Annotated in this window: 20 protein-coding genes; 13 read left to right on the top strand and 7 right to left on the bottom strand. The window is 41.2% G+C overall.

The window, feature by feature from the left end:
* The first annotated feature begins 163 nt into the window (after positions 1–163).
* From VB732_RS30155 to VB732_RS30130, 6 genes are all read left to right on the top strand, one after another.
* Positions 164–667 (top strand): hypothetical protein, encoded by a 504-nt coding sequence (locus VB732_RS30155; RefSeq protein WP_323234533.1) that lies wholly within the window; start codon positions 164–166, stop codon positions 665–667.
* A 257-nt stretch (positions 668–924) separates the two neighbouring features.
* Entirely contained in the window at positions 925–1,107 is a 183-nt protein-coding gene (locus tag VB732_RS30150; protein ID WP_323234532.1) for a hypothetical protein, read from the top strand.
* Between the two features lie 319 nt (positions 1,108–1,426).
* Positions 1,427–2,122 carry a pentapeptide repeat-containing protein gene (locus tag VB732_RS30145; RefSeq protein ID WP_323234531.1) on the top strand — a complete coding sequence of 232 codons (696 nt, stop codon included), beginning with the start codon at positions 1,427–1,429 and terminating at the stop codon, positions 2,120–2,122.
* Between the two features lie 95 nt (positions 2,123–2,217).
* The gene (locus tag VB732_RS30140) at positions 2,218–2,709 is read left to right on the top strand and encodes a cytochrome (protein ID WP_323234530.1); all 492 of its coding nucleotides are present in this window, start codon (positions 2,218–2,220) and stop codon (positions 2,707–2,709) included.
* Positions 2,710–3,198: 489 nt separating this feature from the next.
* Positions 3,199–4,326, top strand: coding sequence for a hypothetical protein (locus tag VB732_RS30135; protein ID WP_323234529.1), 1,128 nt, complete (start codon positions 3,199–3,201; stop codon positions 4,324–4,326).
* Positions 4,327–4,580: 254 nt separating this feature from the next.
* Complete coding sequence (locus tag VB732_RS30130; protein ID WP_323234539.1) at positions 4,581–5,834, top strand: glycoside hydrolase family 10 protein; 1,254 nt, start codon at positions 4,581–4,583, stop codon at positions 5,832–5,834.
* Positions 5,835–6,077: 243 nt separating this feature from the next.
* Here VB732_RS30130 and VB732_RS30125 read toward each other — a convergent pair whose 3' ends face one another.
* Positions 6,078–7,559, bottom strand: coding sequence for a site-2 protease family protein (locus VB732_RS30125; RefSeq protein WP_323234528.1), 1,482 nt, complete (start codon positions 7,557–7,559; stop codon positions 6,078–6,080).
* Between the two features lie 368 nt (positions 7,560–7,927).
* Here VB732_RS30125 and VB732_RS30120 point away from each other — a divergent pair, with 368 nt between their 5' ends.
* Positions 7,928–9,280, top strand: coding sequence for a histidine phosphatase family protein (locus tag VB732_RS30120; protein ID WP_323234527.1), 1,353 nt, complete (start codon positions 7,928–7,930; stop codon positions 9,278–9,280).
* Between the two features lie 165 nt (positions 9,281–9,445).
* Positions 9,446–10,738: a dihydroorotase gene (locus VB732_RS30115; protein WP_323234526.1), complete on the top strand. Its 1,293-nt coding sequence runs from the start codon at positions 9,446–9,448 to the stop codon at positions 10,736–10,738.
* A gap of 97 nt (positions 10,739–10,835) precedes the next feature.
* Here VB732_RS30115 and VB732_RS30110 read toward each other — a convergent pair whose 3' ends face one another.
* From VB732_RS30110 to VB732_RS30100, 3 genes are all read right to left on the bottom strand, one after another.
* Positions 10,836–10,958 (bottom strand): hypothetical protein, encoded by a 123-nt coding sequence (locus VB732_RS30110; RefSeq protein ID WP_323234525.1) that lies wholly within the window; start codon positions 10,956–10,958, stop codon positions 10,836–10,838.
* Positions 10,955–11,101: a hypothetical protein gene (locus VB732_RS30105; RefSeq protein WP_323234524.1), complete on the bottom strand. Its 147-nt coding sequence runs from the start codon at positions 11,099–11,101 to the stop codon at positions 10,955–10,957. Before VB732_RS30105 ends, VB732_RS30110 begins: the two co-directional genes overlap by 4 nt.
* Before the next feature lie 511 nt (positions 11,102–11,612).
* Entirely contained in the window at positions 11,613–12,404 is a 792-nt protein-coding gene (locus VB732_RS30100) for a hypothetical protein (protein WP_323234523.1), read from the bottom strand.
* Positions 12,405–12,644: 240 nt separating this feature from the next.
* On the opposite strand from VB732_RS30100, the gene VB732_RS30095 reads away from it, so the two are divergent.
* Positions 12,645–13,541, top strand: coding sequence for a hypothetical protein (locus tag VB732_RS30095; RefSeq protein WP_323234522.1), 897 nt, complete (start codon positions 12,645–12,647; stop codon positions 13,539–13,541).
* A gap of 14 nt (positions 13,542–13,555) precedes the next feature.
* Entirely contained in the window at positions 13,556–15,478 is a 1,923-nt protein-coding gene (locus VB732_RS30090) for an Hsp70 family protein (protein WP_323234521.1), read from the top strand.
* Between the two features lie 66 nt (positions 15,479–15,544).
* Here VB732_RS30090 and VB732_RS30085 read toward each other — a convergent pair whose 3' ends face one another.
* Positions 15,545–16,360, bottom strand: a complete 816-nt coding sequence (locus VB732_RS30085; protein WP_323234520.1) for a carbonic anhydrase — start codon at positions 16,358–16,360, stop codon at positions 15,545–15,547.
* Positions 16,361–17,062: 702 nt separating this feature from the next.
* On the opposite strand from VB732_RS30085, the gene VB732_RS30080 reads away from it, so the two are divergent.
* Positions 17,063–17,419, top strand: coding sequence for a hypothetical protein (locus VB732_RS30080; RefSeq protein ID WP_323234519.1), 357 nt, complete (start codon positions 17,063–17,065; stop codon positions 17,417–17,419).
* A gap of 358 nt (positions 17,420–17,777) precedes the next feature.
* Here the strand turns inward: VB732_RS30080 and VB732_RS30075 are convergent, their stop codons facing one another.
* A complete protein-coding gene (locus tag VB732_RS30075; protein ID WP_323234518.1) occupies positions 17,778–19,127 on the bottom strand; it encodes a S41 family peptidase in 1,350 nt (449 codons plus the stop codon).
* 321 nt (positions 19,128–19,448) lie between these two features.
* Between VB732_RS30075 and VB732_RS30070 the strand changes: the two genes are divergently transcribed.
* Positions 19,449–20,066, top strand: a complete 618-nt coding sequence (locus VB732_RS30070; protein ID WP_323234517.1) for a hypothetical protein — start codon at positions 19,449–19,451, stop codon at positions 20,064–20,066.
* Positions 20,067–20,452: 386 nt separating this feature from the next.
* Here VB732_RS30070 and VB732_RS30065 read toward each other — a convergent pair whose 3' ends face one another.
* The gene (locus VB732_RS30065) at positions 20,453–20,650 is read right to left on the bottom strand and encodes an NblA/ycf18 family protein (protein ID WP_323234538.1); all 198 of its coding nucleotides are present in this window, start codon (positions 20,648–20,650) and stop codon (positions 20,453–20,455) included.
* A gap of 356 nt (positions 20,651–21,006) precedes the next feature.
* On the opposite strand from VB732_RS30065, the gene VB732_RS30060 reads away from it, so the two are divergent.
* Positions 21,007–22,200, top strand: a complete 1,194-nt coding sequence (locus VB732_RS30060) for a Coenzyme F420 hydrogenase/dehydrogenase, beta subunit C-terminal domain (RefSeq protein WP_323234516.1) — start codon at positions 21,007–21,009, stop codon at positions 22,198–22,200.
* Positions 22,201–22,345 lie beyond the last annotated feature (145 nt).

Genomic DNA, 22,345 nt, shown 5'->3' with positions numbered 1-22,345 from the left:
ACTACATACTCCTTCCCTAGAAAATGCGTATTATTATGCTTGGTATTTAGAGAAAAACTTCATCAAAATTACCCGTCTAACACTTCTGAAGAAAAAATCATAGGGTAAAATAACTGAATATTAGCCAAGTATTTTTAAAATTCAAAGTAAGTAGGATTTTTTAATGATCAGCTTAAGTGATTCGGAAAACGGTACAGCTAGCAGTACAGCAGCCACTACGAGGCTGGCAAGGGCAATAAGGCTTTCTGGTGGTGAGTTTTCGCTGATATTAGCTTGTTGTAACGGTGTTGAAAGGCAGCAGCAAGTACTGAATGTGTTAACAGAATTTTCATCAGCTGACGTTCATGAAATCCTGCTCTCACCAGTAACAGACACATTGTATACAGCTATTACAAGCGCCATCGGTGCTACTCAACCCGAAGCTTTGATGATAAGGGGTTTAGAGTCTGTGGTTGAAATTAACCAACTCATCATCAGTACCAACATTATGCGAGATGAGTTTCGGAAACAGTTCCGGTTCCCGTTGGTGTTATGGGTCAATGATGAAATTCTCCGCAAGCTGGTTTGGCTAGCACCAGATTTCAAAGACTGGGCAGCTACTACCATTAGATTTGAATTACCTCAGAATCAGTTAATTGAATTTGGACAACAAGCCATCAGCGCTTAATATTGTCTGAAATGAATTACAAAATTTTTTACAGGCTAGTTAGTGGCTTTTTCGTCGATACTTTCTGCATGTTATAGATTATAGATAAAATTAAAAGAAAAGAGATCAAACAATTCAATTGCCAAAGGCTTTAATAAAGTTCGTTAAGCACGTACAATTTAGGTCGGTTATTACCCACATCAGTCTGATTGTTATTAGTCAGAATGTAATGGTGCAATATATTGCATTCTTACAAAAGCTAAAGACAGAGGTAAACTATGTTTCCTTTTTGGGGTAATCCTTGTTATGGAAGCGAACCCATTTCGCACAAAGGCAGCTTAGAGCGGAAATTAAAATTCTTAATTTGGATACGAGATGATTTGGAGTCGAGACTTGCTGGTATTAATGCTTCTATTGATACCATTCGCCAGCAAATAGAACGCTCAGATTCGGCTGCTTAGAACTTAGTTCTTGAAGACATTTGTACTTCAGGCAATTGTAACTCTTTTGTGACTGGGCGCTGTAAATGGGCGGAATCTAGGTTGTAAGTCTTTGTACAGCGCTTCTTCACAAAAGAGCTAGTTTTGAAAAACGAACCCCAGTTTTTGGTGCTGGTAGAACTAACTCCAAACCGATAACTTAATGCAGAGATAAAATATAGCGGTTCCCATTCAGATACGGTACAAGATTTATTGCAAGGTGTAGGGAAACGGTACTACCGTGCTTAATATCTGAAAGTTAGAGCCGTAATCGTTACTTAACGTGCCAAAGCTTATAAAAATGAAAAATATTATCTCGATTGGCTGGAATAGCTGGTTAAAACAGCATAAAGAATCTGTTTTACTATTTGACTCAATTGCTGCCGCTAATGAGATTGCCCTTATGCTTAACGGTCAGTGGGATGGCTGTAATGGTGTGATAGTTGCTAAGTGTGATGAGGTAGCTGTTAACACTGCCGCCAAACTCTTAGAAGCTAAGTGGTGTTATCAAGGCGCTGAAAAAGCTGTTTTAGAGAGAGTAACAGCTGATGAAATTTTACGCCGTTATGCAATAGGAGAAAGATATTTTATTAATGCTAACTTGAGGTGTGCAGTACTTGCTTCAGTAAAGCTGAGTGAAATTAACCTAAGTTATGCTGCGTTGAGTTGGGCAGACCTAAGTCAAGCAAATCTAAGTAAAGCAGATTTAACGGCAGCAGACTTAAGCCAAGCTAATTTAAGTGGAGTCGACTTGAGTGAAGCATACCTAATGAGGGCAAACTTAACCAAGTCAGACCTGCAACAAGCTTCGCTGAAAGGGGCTAACCTAAGTAGGGCTAACTTAAGTGAAGTTAACCTCACTAATGCAGATTTAACAGGAGCGAATCTATCATTTGCAGACCTAAGAGGGGCAAAATTTCACTTTTGCGATTTGAGTGGGGTTAACCTAACAGGTGCTAAGTTAATTGAAAGTGACTTGGCTTTTGCTCTCCAATGATTTCGGCTGGAGACGATTGCAGATATTGTTTTAATGACCAAATTAATATATTGTACTTTGGCTCTTGCTCATTACCTTACTGATTCTGTAATTCTATGAGAAAAATTATTATTGGGGTCATGGGCAGAGGAGAAAATGCGACAGCAAATGATTTGCAAAATGCTTATACACTAGGTCAACTCATTGCCAAACAAGGATGGGTTTTACTTACTGGCGGTAGAAATGTAGGAGTAATGGATGCAGTAAATAAAGGCGCAAAATCTGCTGACGGTTTAACCATTGGTATTCTTCCGGGCGATTATAATCAGGATGGTATTTCCCCTTCAGTGGATATTGCTATTTTCACAGACATGGGGAATGCTAGAAACAATATTAATATTCTCACCAGTGATGTAGTAATTGCCTGTGGTATGGGTGCAGGAACTGCTTCAGAAATTGCTCTAGCTTTGAAAGCAAATAAGCAAGTAATTTTATTGACTAACGATGAAGAAGGCAAACTTTTCTTCAAAAAGCTGTCGCCAGAAAATGTTCATATTGTGGAGAGTGCGGAAAATGCGATCGCTACCGCCAAAGCAATCTTATACTAATTTGTAGTTAGTGAGCTACCTTGGTCAGGCAGTACGGGCTTCTCCCAAAGCACAGTCATGCTATTTAGACCGAAAAACCAATGTAACAGCCTTGATGAAATTACGCTATTACTCTATATGGTTCGGTTAGCTTGCTCATCGAGCAAAAACGTTAAAAAATAAAGTCAAAGTCTCCCAATTATCGGAGGATTTAGAAGAATCTAAACTTTTGTTACCGACAATAGGGCTTTTCAAACATCCTTTTATCGGGATTTTGCTACGCGCAGCGCCTCGTAGAAAGCTGTTTGATTTTGAGCGAGTAAATTTTCATCCAGAATTTATATAAGGAACAAACAATCTGTCTGTCAGCGTCTGTCTTTATATCTGTTTCAGAAGACACATACTAAATTAATTCCAACTGGTGAAATGGAATTATATATTTTATTGTCTATTAGTGAGTATACACTATTTTTGAGTTATAAAACTCTTGATTAACATTTCTATCTTACTATGAAATCAATGCTGAAAAACTACTTAAATAAGAATCAAGCACGAATTTTTACGGCTTTGATTTTGACTGGAATTTTGTCTGTTGCTAGCGGTTTAACGCTAATAAAAGATGCTAAGGGTGCTTCTGCTAACTTCTCACTAGAAACAAGCAATGAACTCAAAGAGAATATTAAATCAAGCCGTTTGCCACGTCCAGTAGCTAATGCGGTACTGCGGGATTTAGCCCGCAGACAGGGAATTTCAACTAGACAATTGCAAATTACTGATTATAATCAACAGACTTGGCGCGATGGTTGCTTGGAACTGCCTCAACCTGATGAATTCTGTACCCAAGCGTTAGTTCCTGGTTGGCGGATTGTGGTATCTAATGGCAAACAAAACTGGGTTTATCATACTAATAGTAACGGGCGATCGCTGCGTTTAGCTTCGCCAGACACTTCCTCTGATAAATTACCCGTATCTGTAAGAAACGTTGTTTTGCAAGCCGCAGCCAGACGTTTGCAACAGCCAATTTCTAAATTAACCATCATTCAGGCTCAACAGCAAACTTGGAGAGATGGATGTTTAGAATTAGGTAATCTTAATGAACTTTGTGCCCAAGCTTTGATATCAGGCTGGCAGGTAGTTGTCCGTGGGGTTAACCAAACCTTGGTTTATCATACTAATGAAACAGGTTCCGTAGTCAAGTTGAATGAAAAGACTAGCGAAAGTACACTGTCTCCCGTGCAAATTCCAGCTAGCGAGTTACCACCACCGTTAGATAGAGATATAGTATTTCGGCAAATCTCCAGTGGTGGTTTTGCTGGCAGAACCTACGAGACTGTTTTACTCAAAGATGGGAGATTGATTCGTGTGCGGATTGGTGATGCTAACGATTCAGAACGTAGTGTTCGCCGTGTTTCTAGGCAACAAGTCCAACAATTTCAGAGATATTTAGAACGTTCTAAATTTAGAAAGTTCCAGAATCTGAGTTACCCAGCCCCCAGTGGTGCTGCTGACTATATCACCTTCACTCTTACAAGCCTTGAGGGTACGGTTCGATATAACGATATTTCTCTGAATAACCTGCCAAAAGATTTACAAGCAGTAGTCAAAGCTTGGAATCAACTCGTAGTCAGCGCCCAATAATAAACTTGGCGTTGCTGAATCTAGGTATGAATTTTGGATGTGGAGACGTAAAATTTTACGTCTCCACAAGGCTTTTCCCCACAAAGCACAATCGTTTTCATACCGCAATCAGCAACGCCATAAACTTCAATGATCAGATTAAAACAATTCGTAATTGCTTGTGAGCGTCATTACGAATTACGAATTGGTAATTAATGAAATAGCGATCGCTTACAATCGAAACGATTCATATTGGATAATGTCTCCAGCAAATGATGAACAGGTTTGTCAAGTGGTGTGTTGAATTTTCTTCTTGGTGGAATATTCGCCAAAGCAGAAAGTTGGGATTGTTTGCCGTTATAGTTACCTTGAGTTTGGTAGCTACAACAATGTTATCGTTCCCCTTAAAGGCTCAAGTTATTCCTCAGAGAGTGACAGCATCTGAGTTAAGAGGGGTGTGGTTAACAAATATTGATAGCGATGTGTTGTTCGAGCGCGATCGCCTCAAGGGATCTCTGCAACGCCTTGATGAACTCAATTTTAACACCATATATCCGGCGGTTTGGAATTGGGGATATACATTGTATCCTAGCAAAGTTGCCCAAAAAGTTATCGGGCGATCGCTCGATCCCACGCCCGGATTGCAAGGACGAGATATCGTTAAAGAAATTGTTGATGTGGGACATCAAAAAGGGTTAACAGTCATTCCTTGGTTTGAATTTGGCTTCATGGCCCCGGCAGATTCCCTATTAGCTAAAAATCGTCCGCAATGGCTCACTAGTCGCAGCGATGGAACGCGGATTATCAAAGAAGGGACGCATAATCGCGTTTGGCTAAATCCCTTTCGCCCAGAAGTACAACAATTTATCCAAGATTTAATCGTTGAAATTGTCAGAAACTATAATATCGATGGTATTCAATTTGATGACCATTTTGGCTTACCATCAGAATTAGGGTACGATGCTTACACAGTGGCACTTTACAAAAAAGAACACCGTGGTAAAGCTCCCTCCAAAAACTCTAAAGATCCAGAATGGGTGCGCTGGAGAGCTAATAAAATCACCGACTTTATGAAACGGGTATTTACAGCCATTAAAGCGACTAAAAAAAATTGCCTAGTTTCCGTTGCTCCTAATCCTCAGCGTTTTTCCTACGAATACTTTTTAGCAGACTGGCAGAAATGGGAACGGATGGGAATTATTGAAGACTTAGTTTTGCAGATATATCGGGATGATTTGAACGTTTTTATCAGCGAATTAGAGTATCCAGAAGTAAAAGCTGCAAAAAGCCATATCCCCGTGAGTGTGGGTATTTTGGCTGGGTTGAAAAACCGATCTATACCGATGCAGCAGATTCAGACACAAGTGCAAAAAGTACGCGATCGCAATTTTGCCGGAGTCTCTTTCTTTTTCTATGAAACCCTCTGGAATATGAGCAAAGAAAAGCCCCTAGAGCGTCAAACTGCCTTCCAGAAAATCTTTCCTACACCCGTAGCTTACCCGAATCTGCTAGCTGGTTGGAAACCCTAGAAAGACGAAGAGTGGGGACAATACTGTTCGGTTAAGGCAAGAGACGCGATGAATCGCCGTCTCTACAATAATCATTCTTTTGTAGAGACGGCGATTTATCGCGTCTTTGTGATCTAAAATCTTCATCAAAAAACCTTAACCAAACCGTATTTAGAGTGGGGAGATTAGGATATGGGCAGAATTCTTTTAATTCCCAACTCTTGTAGAGACGCGATTAATCGCGTCTGTACTCCTAATTTAGCACTATCCTATTCCCAAACGCCCAGCCAAGCCGGGAGTTAGGGGTAGAAGCGTGGTAATCATCAAGAATAGAGCCAAAAGACCTAAAGCTGCTCTAGCATCATCAGGTTCAGTGACTTCATTCAAACTGGGGCGTTCTTGATCCCGTTGCAAGAAGAAAATCACGATCGCCCAGTACATGGCAAGAGTATTACCCAGAGACACTAACGCCAGTAAAATTAAAGTTGCGATCGTCGCGCGTCCTGCGGTTTTGCGTCCATAAATCGCCTGAACAATTCGCCCACCATCTAGTTGTCCGGCGGGCATTAAGTTCAAAGCGTTAATTACTAACCCCAGCCAACCAATTATCACTAAGGGATGAACACTTACCAGGGACGACTGTAACGCCGAACCAAGAACAACTCGTGCCAAACTTCCCACCAAAATCGACCCTTGGAAGAACTGATTGGGTAATTGAAATAAACTACCTGGGTGGGAAATTAGTAAGCCTGTTACCAGCATTAACAAAGAAATAATACCACCTGCGGCTGGCCCTGCTAAGGCGATATCAAATAATACCTTGCGGTTGGGTAATAGAGATTCAAAACGGGTAATTGCACCAAAGGAACCAATTTGCACAGCCGGCAGGAAGAAAGGCCAGCTAAGACGAACTTCGTGGCGTTTAGCAAGTAACCAATGACCGATTTCGTGAGCTACTAAAATTGCAAATATTCCAGCACCTATAGGCAAAGCTTCTTGAAACCGCCCTGGATTGCCAAAGAAATCAAAATTCAGCAATAATCCCGCAGCTTCGAAACTTGTGGCAATGGTCGCTATCAACAGAATACCTGCAAAAGCTTTTTGCGATCGCAACATCGGGCGGGGATCATTGCGGCTTGGTAGGACAATCACTACTGGTTTCCCATCTGTATTTTCCACCAAAAACAAGCGATATTGCTCACCAAGGCGTTGCCGTAAACTCGCAGTTAGACGATTGTGAGTTTCTTCTGGTTCTCCCCGCAGATTGCCTTTGAAAATGGCTCCATCTTGGTAAGCGATGGTTTCTGTGGCAAAAAATGTATCGATACCAAAGATACCTTTAATTGCATTCAAGTCTTCTTCTGCGATCGGCGGAATCTCTGCTTTCAGTTCTGCTACTGCTGCTTGTGGGGAATTTGCTTCAGCTAAAGAATCAGCAGCGAGTCTTTCTGTTGCACGTTGCTTGAGGATGGTATCTTGCCCAGCAGCGCGTAACTGTCTGCCCAAGTAAATGTACAATCCTGCGGAAGTCACTACTAACAACAATATACCCGCTATATTGATGTAAATCCCTGCGGCAAACAATCCAAAAAATAGGAGCCAGGGAGTCATCAGCACCACCGACTGTAACCAGGCTAAGATTCCCAGCTTACCAAAAGGTCTAGCGCGATAAAAGCCCCAGCCCAAAATGCCTAAAGCTACCAGTAGGGTTGCCGCCAGGATAGAAGTTTCTGATAAAGTAAACATCTCCAAACCTTTGCTATTGAGACTAAGCCAGAACAAGTCCGGTATTGCAGATACACTTATTAATGTATAACGCCGCTTGTCGTCTGCCCAAATTATGCGGCTTTGCCTAGTGGCTGAACCTCACCCCATCTATAGCTAATAGAGACTTCACCTTTCTCGCCCAATACCATTTCCCTAAAATCTTGAGATATATAGATTTCTCGTAAGTAAGATAGTATAAATCATAAGCTGCGTCTATCTTACACAGGCAATGTTCAGCTTTCAATGTGTCTGCTAACGCCCTTTTAACTAAATCTGCCTTCCTGAGTCCGTAATTCTGCAATCATTTTGCAGTAAAATTAATCGTCTAGATACAGGAGGGCTTTGAGATGACTCGTGTTATCATTGTGCGCCACGGTCAAAGTGGTTATAACACCGAGCGGCGTATTCAGGGACGCACTGATGCGTCAACATTAACCGAGAAAGGTCTTAACGATGCCAGTAAAGCTGGCAAAGCCCTCAGCAATATTTTATTTAATGCTATTTATAGCAGTCCCCTGCAACGAGCGAAACACACAGCAGATATTATTCATAGTGAGTTAGCTACTCATCCTGAACAATCTGCTGTAATTCAAGTTTCTGATTTACTGCTAGAAATCGACCTCCCCGTATGGGCAGGGCTGATAACTGCCGAAGTCAAGCAGAAGTTTGCCGAAGACTACCGTACTTGGCATCAGCGCCCCGACGAACTGCGAATGCTGATAAATGATGCACAAGGGACAAGAGAACATTTTCCTGTTCTTGCCATATACGAACAAGCGCGGCAGTTTTGGCAAGAAACTTTGTCCCAGCATCAAGGCGAAACTATTCTCATAGTGGGACATAACGGCATTAATCGTGCCCTAATTAGCACGGCCTTGGGAATTCCTGCAAGTCGTTACCATTCAATCCAGCAATCTAACTGTGGCATCACTGTACTAAATTTTGCTGGGGGATTGGGTGAACCAGTCCAGCTAGAATCCTTAAATCAAACGCAACACACTGGAGAGACTTTACCCTCATTGCGACCGGATCATCAAGGAGTACGGTTGTTGCTAGTACGTCACGGCGAAACCGACTGGAACCGCCAAACTAGGTTTCAAGGACAAATTGATATCCCTCTGAATGACAACGGTAGAAAACAGTCGCAAAAAGCAGGTGAATTTCTTCAAGAGGTAGCAATTGATTTTGCTGTAAGTAGTACAATGCTGCGCCCTAAAGAAACAGCAGAGATTATTTTAAAGCAGCATCCTAATGTAAAGTTAGACTTGCAAGATGGTTTAAGAGAAATCAGCCACGGACTCTGGGAAGGAAAATTAGAAACAGAGATAGAACAAGAGTTTCCCGGTGAGTTGCAACGCTGGCGGTTAGTACCGGCCCAAGTGCAAATGCCTGAAGGGGAAAATTTGCAAGAAGTATGGGAACGCAGCGTTGCAGCTTGGCAATCAATTGTAGAAGCAGCATTAACTAATCAATTTAAAACTGTATTAGTGGTGGCGCATGACGCTACTAATAAAACTCTACTTTGTCACATTCTGGGTTTATCGCTAGAAAATTTCTGGAATTTCCGTCAGGGTAATGGCGCAGTTAGCGTTATCGATTACCCTTCTGGAATCGATGGTTTACCAGTATTACAAGCGATGAATATCACCACTCACTTCGGTGGAGGCGTACTAGATAAAACGGCAGCAGGAGCGTTGTGAAAAAGTTAGGAGTTAGGAGTTAGGAATAAAGTTAGGAGTGAAAAATTATGAGTGATGAATAAAGTTAACAATGATGAGCGAGGAACAAATAACTGATAACTGATAACTCCTAACTCATAACTTATAACTCCTAACTTTATTTTCAACTCATAACTAAAAAGTTTTATGGCTGAACTGCTGCAAAAAGTCCGGGTTATTGACCCAGTTTCTAAAATCGATGAACTCTTTGATGTGCTGATTGCTGATGGTTATATTAAAGAAGTAGCTTCGCACATTGTTGATATTCATTCCGATACTCAAATTAGAGATTGTCAGGGATTTGTTCTTGGCCCTGGGTTAGTGGATTTGTACAGCCACTCCGGTGAACCAGGGTTTGAAGAACGAGAAACCCTCTTATCTTTTTTACAAGCTGCTGCTGCTGGCGGCTTTACCAGAGTTAGCATTTTACCCGATACATTCCCAGCTATTGATAACCCTGCGCTTGTGGCACAGTTGCAGCAGAAAAGAAGTGTGGAAACAAGGAAGAAGAAAATTAATTTGTCTCCCCCTGCTTCTCCTCTTCCCCTGCTTCAGATTTGGGGCGCTATCACCCTAGATGTTGCTGGGAAGCAAATGACGGAATTAGCAGATTTAGCATCTGCTGGAGTTATCGGTTTTAGCGATGGTAAACCTTTTGAAAATTTGGCACTGGTGCGGCGAGTGTTAGAGTATCTCCAGCCGTTGGGTAAACCAGTTGCATTTTGGGCTAGCGATCGCCAGTTAACAGCAAATGGTGTAATGAGAGAAGGGCCAGATGCTCTCCGTTTCGGTTTACCACCAATACCCGCCAGTGCAGAAACCACTGCGATCGCAGCACTGCTAGAATTAGTTGCAGCCATCGGTACACCAGTCCACATCATGCGCGTCTCCACATCTCGCAGCGTGGAATTAATCGCTTCAGCCAAAGCTGCTGGTTTACCCATCACCGCCAGCACCACCTGGATGCACCTTTTACTTGATACAAAAGCAGTTAAGAGTTATAACACCAGCTTGCATTTAGACCCGCCTTTAGGCAATCCCAGTGATGTCGCGGCGTTGCGTGCAGGGGTACGTTCAGGTGTGATCGATGCGATCGCGATCGATCACACACCTTATAGCTACGAAGAAAAAGTCCAAGCCTTTGCCGAAGCGCCCCCAGGAGCAATTGGTTTAGAGTTAGCATTACCTTTGCTGTGGCAATATCTGGTTGAAACTGAAGAATTTACAGCTTTAGAGTTATGGCGGGCATTGAGTACCAGTCCAGCAGAGTGTTTAGGGCAAGAAGTCAGTGCGATCTTACCTCACCAACCAGCAGAACTTACTTTATTTGACCCCCAGCAAATCTGGAAAGTCGAACGCAAAAGTCTTTATACACTTTCACAAAATACACCTTGGTTAGGGCAACAATTGAAGGGTCATGTTGTGCAAACGTGGTGTTGAAGCAGGCAGGAGGTTTACAGCTATTTTCAGGTAAATAGACCACGCTGTAGGGGCAATTCATGAATTGCCCCTACGACAGATGTGCTTCAAATATCGGCTATGAGCAGCCAGCGCAAAACCTGCTGACTGCTTCTGCAAACTGTTGGTTTTGTTCCATCAATGCCATGTGTCCACCTGGTTTGATGGTCACTCTTTCAGAGTAAGGTAATTCTGCTTTCATGCGATCGCTCGCCACAGGTTTAGTGAGCCTAAACCTTGCAATACCTTGCTAACTGCGTTGTCTTTTAGGTTCATACCATAGTTAGAATCATCAACTTTCACTCCCAGGAATGATTTATACAATAACCTGCAATGCCATTGCATCGACTCGTTATGCTATTGCATCGACTCGTTATGCCATTGCATCGACTCGTTATGCCATTGCATCGACTCGTCATGCCAATAAACCTGTAAAAATTAACCTACTCTACGTTGTTACGTAGCAACTCTAAAAGACTTGTGTGTACACCGTAGCCTTTTATGAAAGAGGTCAAAGGTATTGTATCCAACTGAAAAGTTTAGTTGTAATACTCTTCTCTTGTGAGGCTGCGTTAAACCCTTTTAATATTGTGTCCGGTCAAATAATTGTCATTGCGAACGAAGTGAAGCAATCCCAAAAGCCTTGCGATTGCTTCGTTCCACTTCGTTCCACTTCGTTGCACTCGCAATGACATATCACAAGTAATTTGTCCGACATGATATAACTTCTTTCTTCTCTGCGAGACGCTGCGCGAACGCGTCTTTCGCGTTCTTTGAGGTTCGTTTTTCTTTCTTGCCTCTTGCACCTAAATATGATTTAGCGCATCTTCATACAGAATTGGTATAACAACCAACTTTAAGCAATTCGAGTTACTTGCTGATTTACACGAGGACGGCCAAAGCGTTCCCAAGCGCTCCCTCCACGCAAAAACAACTCTAGAAAGCGTAATGGCTCTGTTGATTCGCCTCTTGACCAACCGGAACTACCAGGAGCAAAGGCCAAAGTTCCTTCAGACACTTTGAAGCTACCATCAGAATATATTGCATCACTCACCACATCTCCAATTCTGATCACGATCTTGCTTTGAGGCTCCAAGTTAACTGTATGCGCTCCAATAGTTGTTTTGATATTGCCGTAGCCATCAATCCAGGCAATTCGATCTGGTGGAACATCTGGGATTTGCTCACCCTTAAGGTTATCTCCCAGAACGCTAAAATCTTCATTCATAATGGCAGCCGCAGCTGGAGGAAAGACATCCCGTGAGCGAAACTGCGAACCACCACGAGAAACGTTAACCACCCGCAACTCCTTTGTATAGTCTTTGATAAAAGAAAGGGTGTAACCTGCATTCACACCCACTACTTTTACACCATTAGATAAGAGCGCATAAGTTAGCCCTTCACCTTCATTGTCTCGACGAGCTTCGGGATCATCTTGGCGAGGGGCACAGTTGTGATAAATTAAGCGATCGCTAGGGCCTGGGTTAAGTCCTAGCTGGCCAATCCAGAATCCTGTTGCCAAGGTACTAAATGCTGGAACCGAAAGCAAATGAATTTGGGCATGAGGAAAAGCCATCAGCAGACGTTGTGTGACTTCTGTAAATGCCGGATCTCCTGTACCGTAGTCTGCAATGACGCTGATCAACATTCTGCTTCTCCTTTTTTAGATAGTAATTTTCAACCAACCTAATCCATAATTCATACATTAAAAAGGGTTGTACGCGATGCTTCTACAAGCAGTATTGTATTAGTTAAGGTTTAAATCCCCAATGTTAAGATAATTATGAATTATTAATTATGAATTATTCGGTCATCATCTGATTACAGTGTGAGAAGAACAGTTGTTCATTTCACCTTTATTAGTAACGTCAAAGTCTTAACCAACACAATGAGAACAATAATTTCACTTTTTAGCGAAGAACGCAACCAACTTCAGACAGATATTGAGAACACAACCAACATTGAGGAGATAGTTAAGCTGGTTCAGAACCGACTCGATCATTTTGAAAGAATTTACATTGAAAAACTTAATCTGGCTCAAGTTCGTCTAGCTTCCTTCTTTCTGGATACGCTGCGGCAATCTATTGCCACTCTCGCTGCGGCTAACTATTCTCAAGTTGTGACAACACAGAAAAGCCAAATTACTAACCCAGGGACAAAGTTTTTTTCTAGCAGAGTAATCCTGAAATTGCTACGGGGACTGATTTATGTAGGCATTTTAAGTTGGTTGTTCTCTTTAACTAAAAATACCCCAGATGCATGGATGGGTCTGTTGTTAGTCTTTATACTTTTGGGGCTAGAAGTTGTGCTTCAACTTGACTTAAATAAGCAGCAAAATTCTCTGTCTTTAGAATTACCTCAACCTATTCTGAGGGTTGATAGCAAAGTATTTTTAGATCACCTGGGCGATGCTCTCAACACAATTGACCTAGCAGTAGCTAGAGTAGAAGAATCGAATAAATATGAAGGCGATCTAGTAATAGAAGAACTACCAGAACTATTGAATTTTTTGCAAAGGCTAATGGGCGCATCAAAACTCGATAAACCCCAAATGGCTTATGAACTGGCGAAACTTCTGCCACAGATTTTAATGTCTCAGGGAATTAACGCTGAAATTTACCGACCAAATGACCCTAATAGCGATCGCAATTATTTTGACTTTGAGCCAAGTATCGACCCCGATACCAAAGATCACATCACTCTAACTCCTGCTCTGTTAAAAGGCGATCGCTTAATTAGGCGCGGTAGGGTAATTGAACCAGCATATTCCTCTTCTAGAGAATAATAGACAATAAGGCTATGGAAATTTTAGAAACAATCGGTTTTGATTTGGGGCACGGTGAGACGGCTGTAGCTAAAGCGATCGTGGAAAGTATCGAACCTCCCCAAATGCTGGAGATTAATAACAAAAAGAACCAAATTACGGCTCTTGGTTGGCATCCTAAACTTGGTTATCTTGTCGGGGAACAAGCATTAATTCAAGCTGGTGTTACCCAACTGACAATTTCTTTCAAGCAAAAACCCAACAACGATGCCAAATATCGGGAAATAATTAGCACTTTTGTTGCAACCTACTACCGCCTTTTGAAAGAAAGCAAACAAATTGAGGGTGGAGAAGGTAGCTATTTTTACATTGGTTGCCCTTCAGGATGGTCAATTAGCGATCGCACCGAATACCAAAAGCTACTTCAAGAAGCTGGCATTTCTCAAATAAATGTTGTACCAGAATCGCGGGCTGCTTTCATGCAAGCCAAGGAAGCCGGAAAGCTGGAATATGACAAACTTATTGCATCGGTGTTAATTGTCGATATTGGTTCTTCAACCACAGATTTTACTCTGGTTAAGAACTTAGAAGAAATCCCGATAGATTTCGGGAGTAGTACTTTAGGTGCATCCCTAATTGACAAGGCTATTTTTGCCCGGACTCTCGCCAACCACGAACAAAAAACATTACTCGAAAAAGTATTTAAGGAATATCCCCATCACCAAGCTCGTTGTGAACTTGCTTGTCGCAAAGCAAAAGAAGATTACTTTTCTAATGAACAGCTATATAGCGATCCTGAATCCTTCGCGCGTGGGTTCGAGTCGATCAACGAACAGATTTATTTTATTCCCCAAGTAAATAAATTGATGATGGAGGAAATCTTAAATCAACCCTTAGCTGAATTAGGGCATCATAGTTGGATTCAAACTTTTAGCAATTCTTTAAATGAGGCCCAAGAAAAGTTAGAACAACTTGGAATTGTGCCGAAACTTGTGCTGATGACTGGCGGTGCATCTCGGATGAAATTTACGCACTTTCTTTGTCAGAAAATGTTTCCCGAACCAGAAACACTCCTGCGTCCCGATCCTGAGCCGGAACGGTGCATTGCACTGGGTTTAGCAAGAGTAGGAAGATGGGATCTGCGTGCTGCTGCTTTTAAGCAAGAAGTCAACAAACTATTTACTTCCAATCAGCTTAAAAGTTTGATTGAGAAGCATATCCCGGAGTTAATTGAATCGTTAACCAAGCCTTTGACAGATGGTTTGATTGTCAACGCAGTTAAACCAGGTTTAAAAGCTTGGCAAAAAAACAAAATACGGACTTTGGCAGATTTGGAAACATCTTTAATCGGTGGTGCAGAAGAGTGGCTCAAAAGCGAACTTGCTGTGCAGATAATTAATCATCAATGTGCTTCTTGGTTTAGCAATAAAATCCAACCAGATTTAGCCGCACAAACCGATCCAATATGTCGAAAGTTTCAGATTCCTAGAAGTAGCTTAAGGTTTCAAGATAGCATTGACCCAAATTTTGTTAACCCAGAGCTACGAATTGGAGATGCTATCCTCGCTGAAACAGTGGCGTTTATCGTCAATGTAGTAATTGGTGGAGGTACTGTAGCTAGCATCATCACTCTAATCCTAACTGGACACCTAACTTGGCCCATTGCATTAGTATATGGGGCTTCGGTTATGGCGGCAGGAATGGAGCTAAATCGTAAGAGTGTTCAAGAAGTAATCAAGACAAATGTGGATGTGCCTAGTTGGGTTCGTTCCAGTTTTTTGAGTGACAAAAAAATTGAGGAGATGTGTGAGCAAATAAAGCCAGAGCTAGAGAAAGTTATTCAAGAACAACTGACAGCAGATCGAGAGGCTTTTGACAAATTGATCGTCAAAGTTGAGCAAGGGCTTCAAAAAAGCCTTGCCAACAAAGTTCAATCTTGCATAATTTTGATTCAATAGTGGTGATTTATGCTAATAAGTATAGTTGTATAAAAAACTTTAACACTTTACTTCTTCTCTACATTTTTACTTATTTGTCGAGCCTCGATAAATTCGCTCCATTTGCTCTGGAGAAAGCACCGTCATTGGAAACCATTCACGTGTTATAGGGACTTCCTCGGACGATTCAAGCGCCCGTTGTTGAGTTTTAGTGAAATGTATTTCCACATTGCTAGGTAAAGATGGGCTAATTGATGTCTCGTCTATCTCCGATGCGACAAGCTGATTTTGGAGCAAGATATAGGCATGTTTTTGTGGATCGTATGCCAAAATCTCTCCTGTTTCGATTTGATAAATCCAAGCATAAATGCTGATTTGTCCTTGGTGGAGCTTAGAGCGGATCACCGGATAAGTCCGTAAATTTTCGATTTGGGTGAGTACATTCTCAGCAATAATTATTTCTAAAAGTTCTTCCCCTTCGTAACCGCTATAATTGTCTTTTACTAATCGTCGGGTTGCCTCTGCATACTTGAGCCAGTCATGTACAAGCGGCATTTCTATTCGCAAGCTGTCTAACTTCATTAAGCCTTTCATAGCACCACAATGCGAGTGGCCACAAACAATAATTTGTTGAATATTTAATGCTTGAATAGCATATTCAATAGTTGCTCCTTCACCGCCATTAGTTGCACCAAATGGTGGAATAATGTTGCCTGCATTGCGGATAACAAACAATTCGCCTAACCCAGCTTGTGTAATTAGGTTTGGATCGATACGTGAATCAGAACAAGTAATAAATAGTACTCTGGGCTTTTGACCATGAGAAAGTTGTTCAAACAGTTCTTCATTGGCGGGAAAATAACTACTTTTAAATTCACGCAAACCTTTAATCAATTTTTTCATCGAAGTACCTTAATTAACAAGTAATACTTGAACTTTTCCCTAAAATTTTAGTTCTCTTAAATAAGTATAGATAGGTATATTATCTATCTATAAATCATATTGACTTAATAGATCGGCGTTTGCCATTATACCATCGGCTTAGTCAAAGGGTGAAATTCATTCTTGTATTGTTTAAGCACTTTTGCCAAACTACCCTCTCTAGCCACAGTCTTAACTCAGATAAATCTACAATTGGTAGTATTGCTAATTTTCCCTTTTAAATCAGTTAGTTTACCATTATAAGAATAGCCCTTTCAAGGTGCGTAAAAATTTTGGTAAATAGACTCCTCTTTAAACTTTATACTCTGTGTCCTCTGCGCCTCTGTAGTTAAAAAGTATGTTTTTGAACCGCAGAGACACAGAGAACGCTGAGAAAAAATAAGAGATTTTACGAGTTACCTTGAAAGGGCTACGCAATTCCAGATAGCGATCAGGGATTGTTTGCTCAGTCAATGACTCGGCAAATCGTGTAGCTAAAAGCTAGTCGAATTCTTAATTTTTCTGCGTAGACGCTTGCGGCTTTTTCGTGTGACATCGCTAACTACTACATCTTTTCGGAATTTGGGGATTTCCTGTAATCTTAACCACACATCTCTGACGAAAGTTTACAATGTAATTACTGAAAATAATCTAGCTACAACCTAAACGGCTGAGGTTTGATCCATGACTGATAAAAAGCAATTTGTCTCACAACTCACTCACCAAAAACCAAGACGTGTAAAGGTTGTAGCTCCGAGCGAACTAACTATCCATCATCATTACAGACAATCCTTTCAGAAAGCGCCCACTTTAAGTAATTACATTCTCAAAATCATCGCTAATTTGTCCATCGTCAGCGCTACGTTGTTTGGTATCAGTGCATTAGGCTATTGGGGATTAGAAATCGTCGAAGCTAACACAATCCCAACCACAGAAGCCAGATATGATTGGCAAACCCAAAAACATATTTGTTTCGGTTGGATGTTAATTACTTTTTCTAGCTTTCTTGGGAGTGCTTCTTTTGTTGAAAAGTTGCATTAGAACAAAGTCCCTTCGATGCATCTATGAGAAAGGATTAGCTTCTGTTACTACTTCTGGCAGTGGAATAAACTCTGTTTCATCTGGCACAATAGCAAAGTGGCGATCGCGCCAATCAGCTTTAGCTCGCTCTATTCGCTCTGGTCGGCTAGAGATAAAATTCCACTATTTATAACGTGTACCTAACGGTTCGCCGCCAATAATAATACATCGAGCAGAAAGCATTTTGAGCTATTTATCCAACAGAATTCAGGAGTCAGGAGTCAGAATTCAGAATGAGTTCTGTATGACTGGCGGATAGCGTAGCGTAAAGCCTTCTCTACGAGAGGCATGGCTTCTCTACGAGACGCTACGCGAACGCTTAGAGCGAGTCCGCGAGCGTCTTGATTCTGACTCCTGAATTCTGACTTCTGAATTCTTCTTCAACTATTGGTGAGAATTTTGCTTTTAACACAGTTTCTATAGCTGTTTGTATTTGAGGATCTACTCCTTGGGCATATTCTAGAGGAAATGGAATATTAATGTCTGGTATTACACCTTTACCTTCCAGCCTTTGATTGCCGTTAACAAATACATTCGTAACTGCAACATAAAGCAAGCTACCATCTCGCATTAAATAAGGACGACCTGCAAGTACGGCTCCTGCGGTTTGAGTTCCAATCACTGGGCCAATCTTACTTTGTTGAAAGCCAAACGCCAGAATTTCTTTACTACTACGGCTGCCTGAGTTTACTAACATCACTACAGGTTTTTTCCATTGATAGTTATAGGTATAACGCCGTTGGTTTCGTGGAATGCTAGTGATGCTGAGATTATGTTTGGCAGTAAAGATGTTGAGATAACTAATATCTCCTCCACCCCATCCATCTCTTAAATCTAAAACTAAACCGTCTGCATTTTTTAAGCGACCATAAATCAGTTCATCTTGAAGTTTTTGCTGGTAGGGGTCTGCTGCATTTGACCATATATGAATATAACCAACTTTCTTGCCATCTTGCTCAATTAGCTTAATACTGGCTGTCTGAGCTTCCAAGAACATCGTGCTAGGATCAAAAATTTTCGGCACGACAGTAATTTCTTGCTGGCTGCTCGGTTCGGGCGATCGCTGTATCAACATTTTGACGGTTTGCCCTGCTTTTCCAGTAAAAGAGCGGATTGGATGATATGAAGAACCATCAACACTTAAAATTTGATCTCCTACCTTTAAGCCAGCTTTCGCAGCAGGGCTTTCATCAAGAATAGAGCTAATAAATGTTTTGCCATTGATATCTTTGGTGAACAAGCCAATATCAGTATATTCAATACCTTTAGGAAAAAACTTTTTTAATTGCTTATTTAAATCAGAATTTTGAGGTAAGAAAATCCCTAAAAGCTGATAGTAAGCAGGTTCCTCTTGAGTATAAAACCGAGTATGAGAAGATTTGAGTTGAGAAAGCATTTGATTAAGAACAACAGCAACATCTTTAGTTGAGTTAGCTTTTGTTAGCTGAGGTTGATATTGTTTTTTGATGGATTTCCAATCTACCCCATTAAAGTTGGGATCGTAAAAATTATCATTTATCGTTTGCCAAACTTGCTCAAAAGTTTGAGTTTCTGATTTTGCAAATATTGGCAGAAGCGGCAAACTCAACCACAGTAGAAGCAAAATAGAAACACTTAAAATAAATACTCTAACTGAATTTTTTAAGAAAGTAAGCTGGAATGTTCTCATGTTATTGAGTCTCTTAAATCAGCAACTTCATTACAGTACCTCGTACCAAGATGACGCGATCGCCTGCTCAAAAATTGTGTTTCTGACCCTGATTTTCGCAATATTTTAAGTACTATTGCTTATTGACAAATAGTATCCGACCTTAACCTCTCACGAATTGAGGTATACGTACTGTAAAGGTCAAGCCCATAAAAACCAACTTTGGTAACTTTTGGCTAAATAAAAAATAGAAACTTAAGAGTTAAAAAAATGGTATAACGTCAGATGTTATAAGTTCTGAGTCTAATATACAGTCTTTCGCAAGTGATATTAAGGAAAAACGTGGAATTTCACAAGTTATTGTATATTGTTACTTTAGTAAAGATTGCTACTTTCGCTCTGGGTGTACCTGTATTTGCTCAAATCACACAAGCACCCTCCAATTCTTCACAGTCGAGTTGTCGAGCAACTAAAGTAAGTACTCCAATTTTCAAAGAACCTTCAACATCATCCAATGCTATCAGAATCTTGCCGGCACAAACAAAGATTGTGTTAGCATATATACCAGTTAGTGGAGATAGATTTGTAAGAATTAAATCTCCAACTTCAGGGTTTATTCAAACTGCTGCACTGAAATTTTGCCAGACGAATAACAAGGCTCAAAACCTGTTGAATAAACCTGTTATTGGCAGTGTATGTCGGCGAATTGTACGAACCGAAACTATACGTCGCCAACCAAGTATAAAAGGAGATTTTATAACGACACTGGATCCAAATACAATCGTGTTTGTTAACTTGGTTACAGGTAACATAGTTAAGTCATACAAATCTGAAAATTATATTTGGGTAGAAATCGATCTTTCCAGAAGTTTTCCTGGAGAGTTATCTGGTAATGGTTGGATAGCCAATACTGATTTAGTAAATGCTCCCGGATTAAGCAGTCTGGCTTATTGTAGTTAGTAGTTTATTTCGCTCAATATTTCCACCCGCTTTCTTCACGTCTGCGACCGCACAGCAATAGCCTCACTCGACCATTTGTGAGATTGCTGCGATCGCTTGCTAGAGTTTACCAAAAAACAAGTGATCCAAAACCCGTCATTGCGAACGCTTCGCTCGCAATGACAATTGAGCATTTTTTTACTTGGAGTACTCTTAGGGGAATTTCTACGTTTAAACTATGTGCGATCGCTAAATAAAACAAGGTTAAATTAAGCCTTTCAGACAATGCCCCTAGCTACCTTTAAGCGATCGCTCTATAAGGTACGGAACCTTCAGCATACCTGCCTCTTGCCTCCTTCAATAACTCTAATTCACGAGGATGAAGCGGGTAATTGGTGCATCTAGTTCTACCCAGAGATAGCATCGGAATCTATTTCCCACTGATGCTTGAGCAATTCCCGGTACGTCGTTTCTCGAATCATCATCTGCTTATGCAGCATAAGCAAAAGCTCTTGAGCTTGTTCGCGGGACATTTGCTGCACCTGGTCAGCAAAAGCTCTCTGGCTGAATTCTTGTTCTAAAGATAATGTAATGGGTTCATTCATGGCTGTTTCAATCGCCCAACTGGGCGAAAACTTTCTTTTGTTATGCTGGCAATCTTGCTCAGAAGTGTTCATACCTAGCTGCCGTTAGCAGTCATACACTATTGGGCATTATCTTTTTTAGCCGTGTTGCGTCTAAATATGAACTTCTGTTAACAAGTATAACAAAATATTTACATAGCTTCAACGATCGCATCTTTTCTGTCTACTGAGAGTCGCCAGTGTCTTTTGTGCGACGCAAATGGCTTCAAGCTCCCGATTTATCGGTATCCAAATCCTTGTTCAATCTCTATCGTGAACTTTATAGCTAGTGAAGGTATTGTAATAAAAGCGATTCCTGAATAAAACAAAAAATTTATATGACCTCAGTTTCTCCTCACAAAAAAGCCAAAGCTCTCAAATCTAATAGTCGCCGCCCTGCTAAAGAACTTTGTAGCGAGTGTGGATTATGCGATACATACTATATTCATTATGTCAAGGAAGCCTGTGCTTTTATTAATCAACAAATAGGCGAACTTGAAGAAGGAACGCATACGCGATCGCGCCATCTCGATAACCCTGATGAACTCTACTTTGGTGTCCACCAAGACATGATGGCGGCGCGGAAACAACAGCCCATCGAAGGCGCACAATGGACGGGTATTGTTAGCAGCATTGCGATTGAAATGCTCAATCGCGGCTTAGTTGAAGGTGTCGTCTGCGTGCAAAACACCAAAGAAGACCGCTTTCAACCCATGCCCGTCATCGCCCGGACTCCAGAAGAAATACTAGCAGCGCGGGTAAATAAACCGACCCTTTCCCCTAACCTTTCCGTATTGGAACAGATAGAGAAATCGGGGATGAAGCGGCTGTTGGTAATTGGCGTTGGTTGCCAAATCCAGGCATTACGAGCCGTAGAAAAACAATTGGGTTTAGAAAAACTGTATGTTTTGGGTACGCCCTGCGTAGATAATGTTAACCGCGCCGGACTGCAAAAGTTCTTAGAAACAACTAGCCGATCGCCTGATACAGTTGTGCATTACGAATTTATGCAAGACTTCCGGGTTCACTTCAAACATGAGGATGGCTCATCAGAAACAGTGCCTTTCTTTGGCTTGAAGACAAACCAACTCAAAGATGTTTTTGCCCCATCCTGTATGAGTTGCTTTGATTACGTCAACTCCCTAGCAGATTTAGTTGTTGGCTATATGGGCGCACCCTTCGGCTGGCAATGGATTGTCGTTAGAAATGACACAGGTAAAGAAATGCTGGATTTGGTGAAAGACCAGTTAGACACTCAACCAGTTACGTCTAAAGGCAACCGTAAAGAAGCTGTACAGCAAAGTATTCCCGCTTACGATAAAGGCGTTACCCTCCCGATGTGGGCAGCAAAACTGATGGGTGTGGTGATCGAAAAAATCGGCCCCAAGGGTTTAGAATATGCGCGATTTTCCATTGATTCTCACTTTACTCGGAATTATTTGTATGTGAAGCGAAATCATCCAGAGAAATTAGAAGCGCATGTTCCAGAGTTTGCCAAACGTATTGTTGGGCAGTATAAGTTACCAGAATAAAAATTGGGGAATGGGGAATGGGGAATGGAGAACAATAACTAAATAACCCAAGTTGCTGAATTTGAATAAAAAAGTGCTACTTACAAATTCATATTTCCACTCAGTAACGCCAAGTTCCGAGTTCAGAGGTTAAAGTTCCGAGTTC

Origin of the sequence: Nostoc sp. UHCC 0252 (assembly GCF_034931145.1) — a bacterium.
In the GTDB taxonomy this organism is placed as follows: Bacteria; Cyanobacteriota; Cyanobacteriia; order Cyanobacteriales; family Nostocaceae; genus Nostoc.
This window is presented reverse-complemented; position numbering and strand designations above follow the sequence as displayed.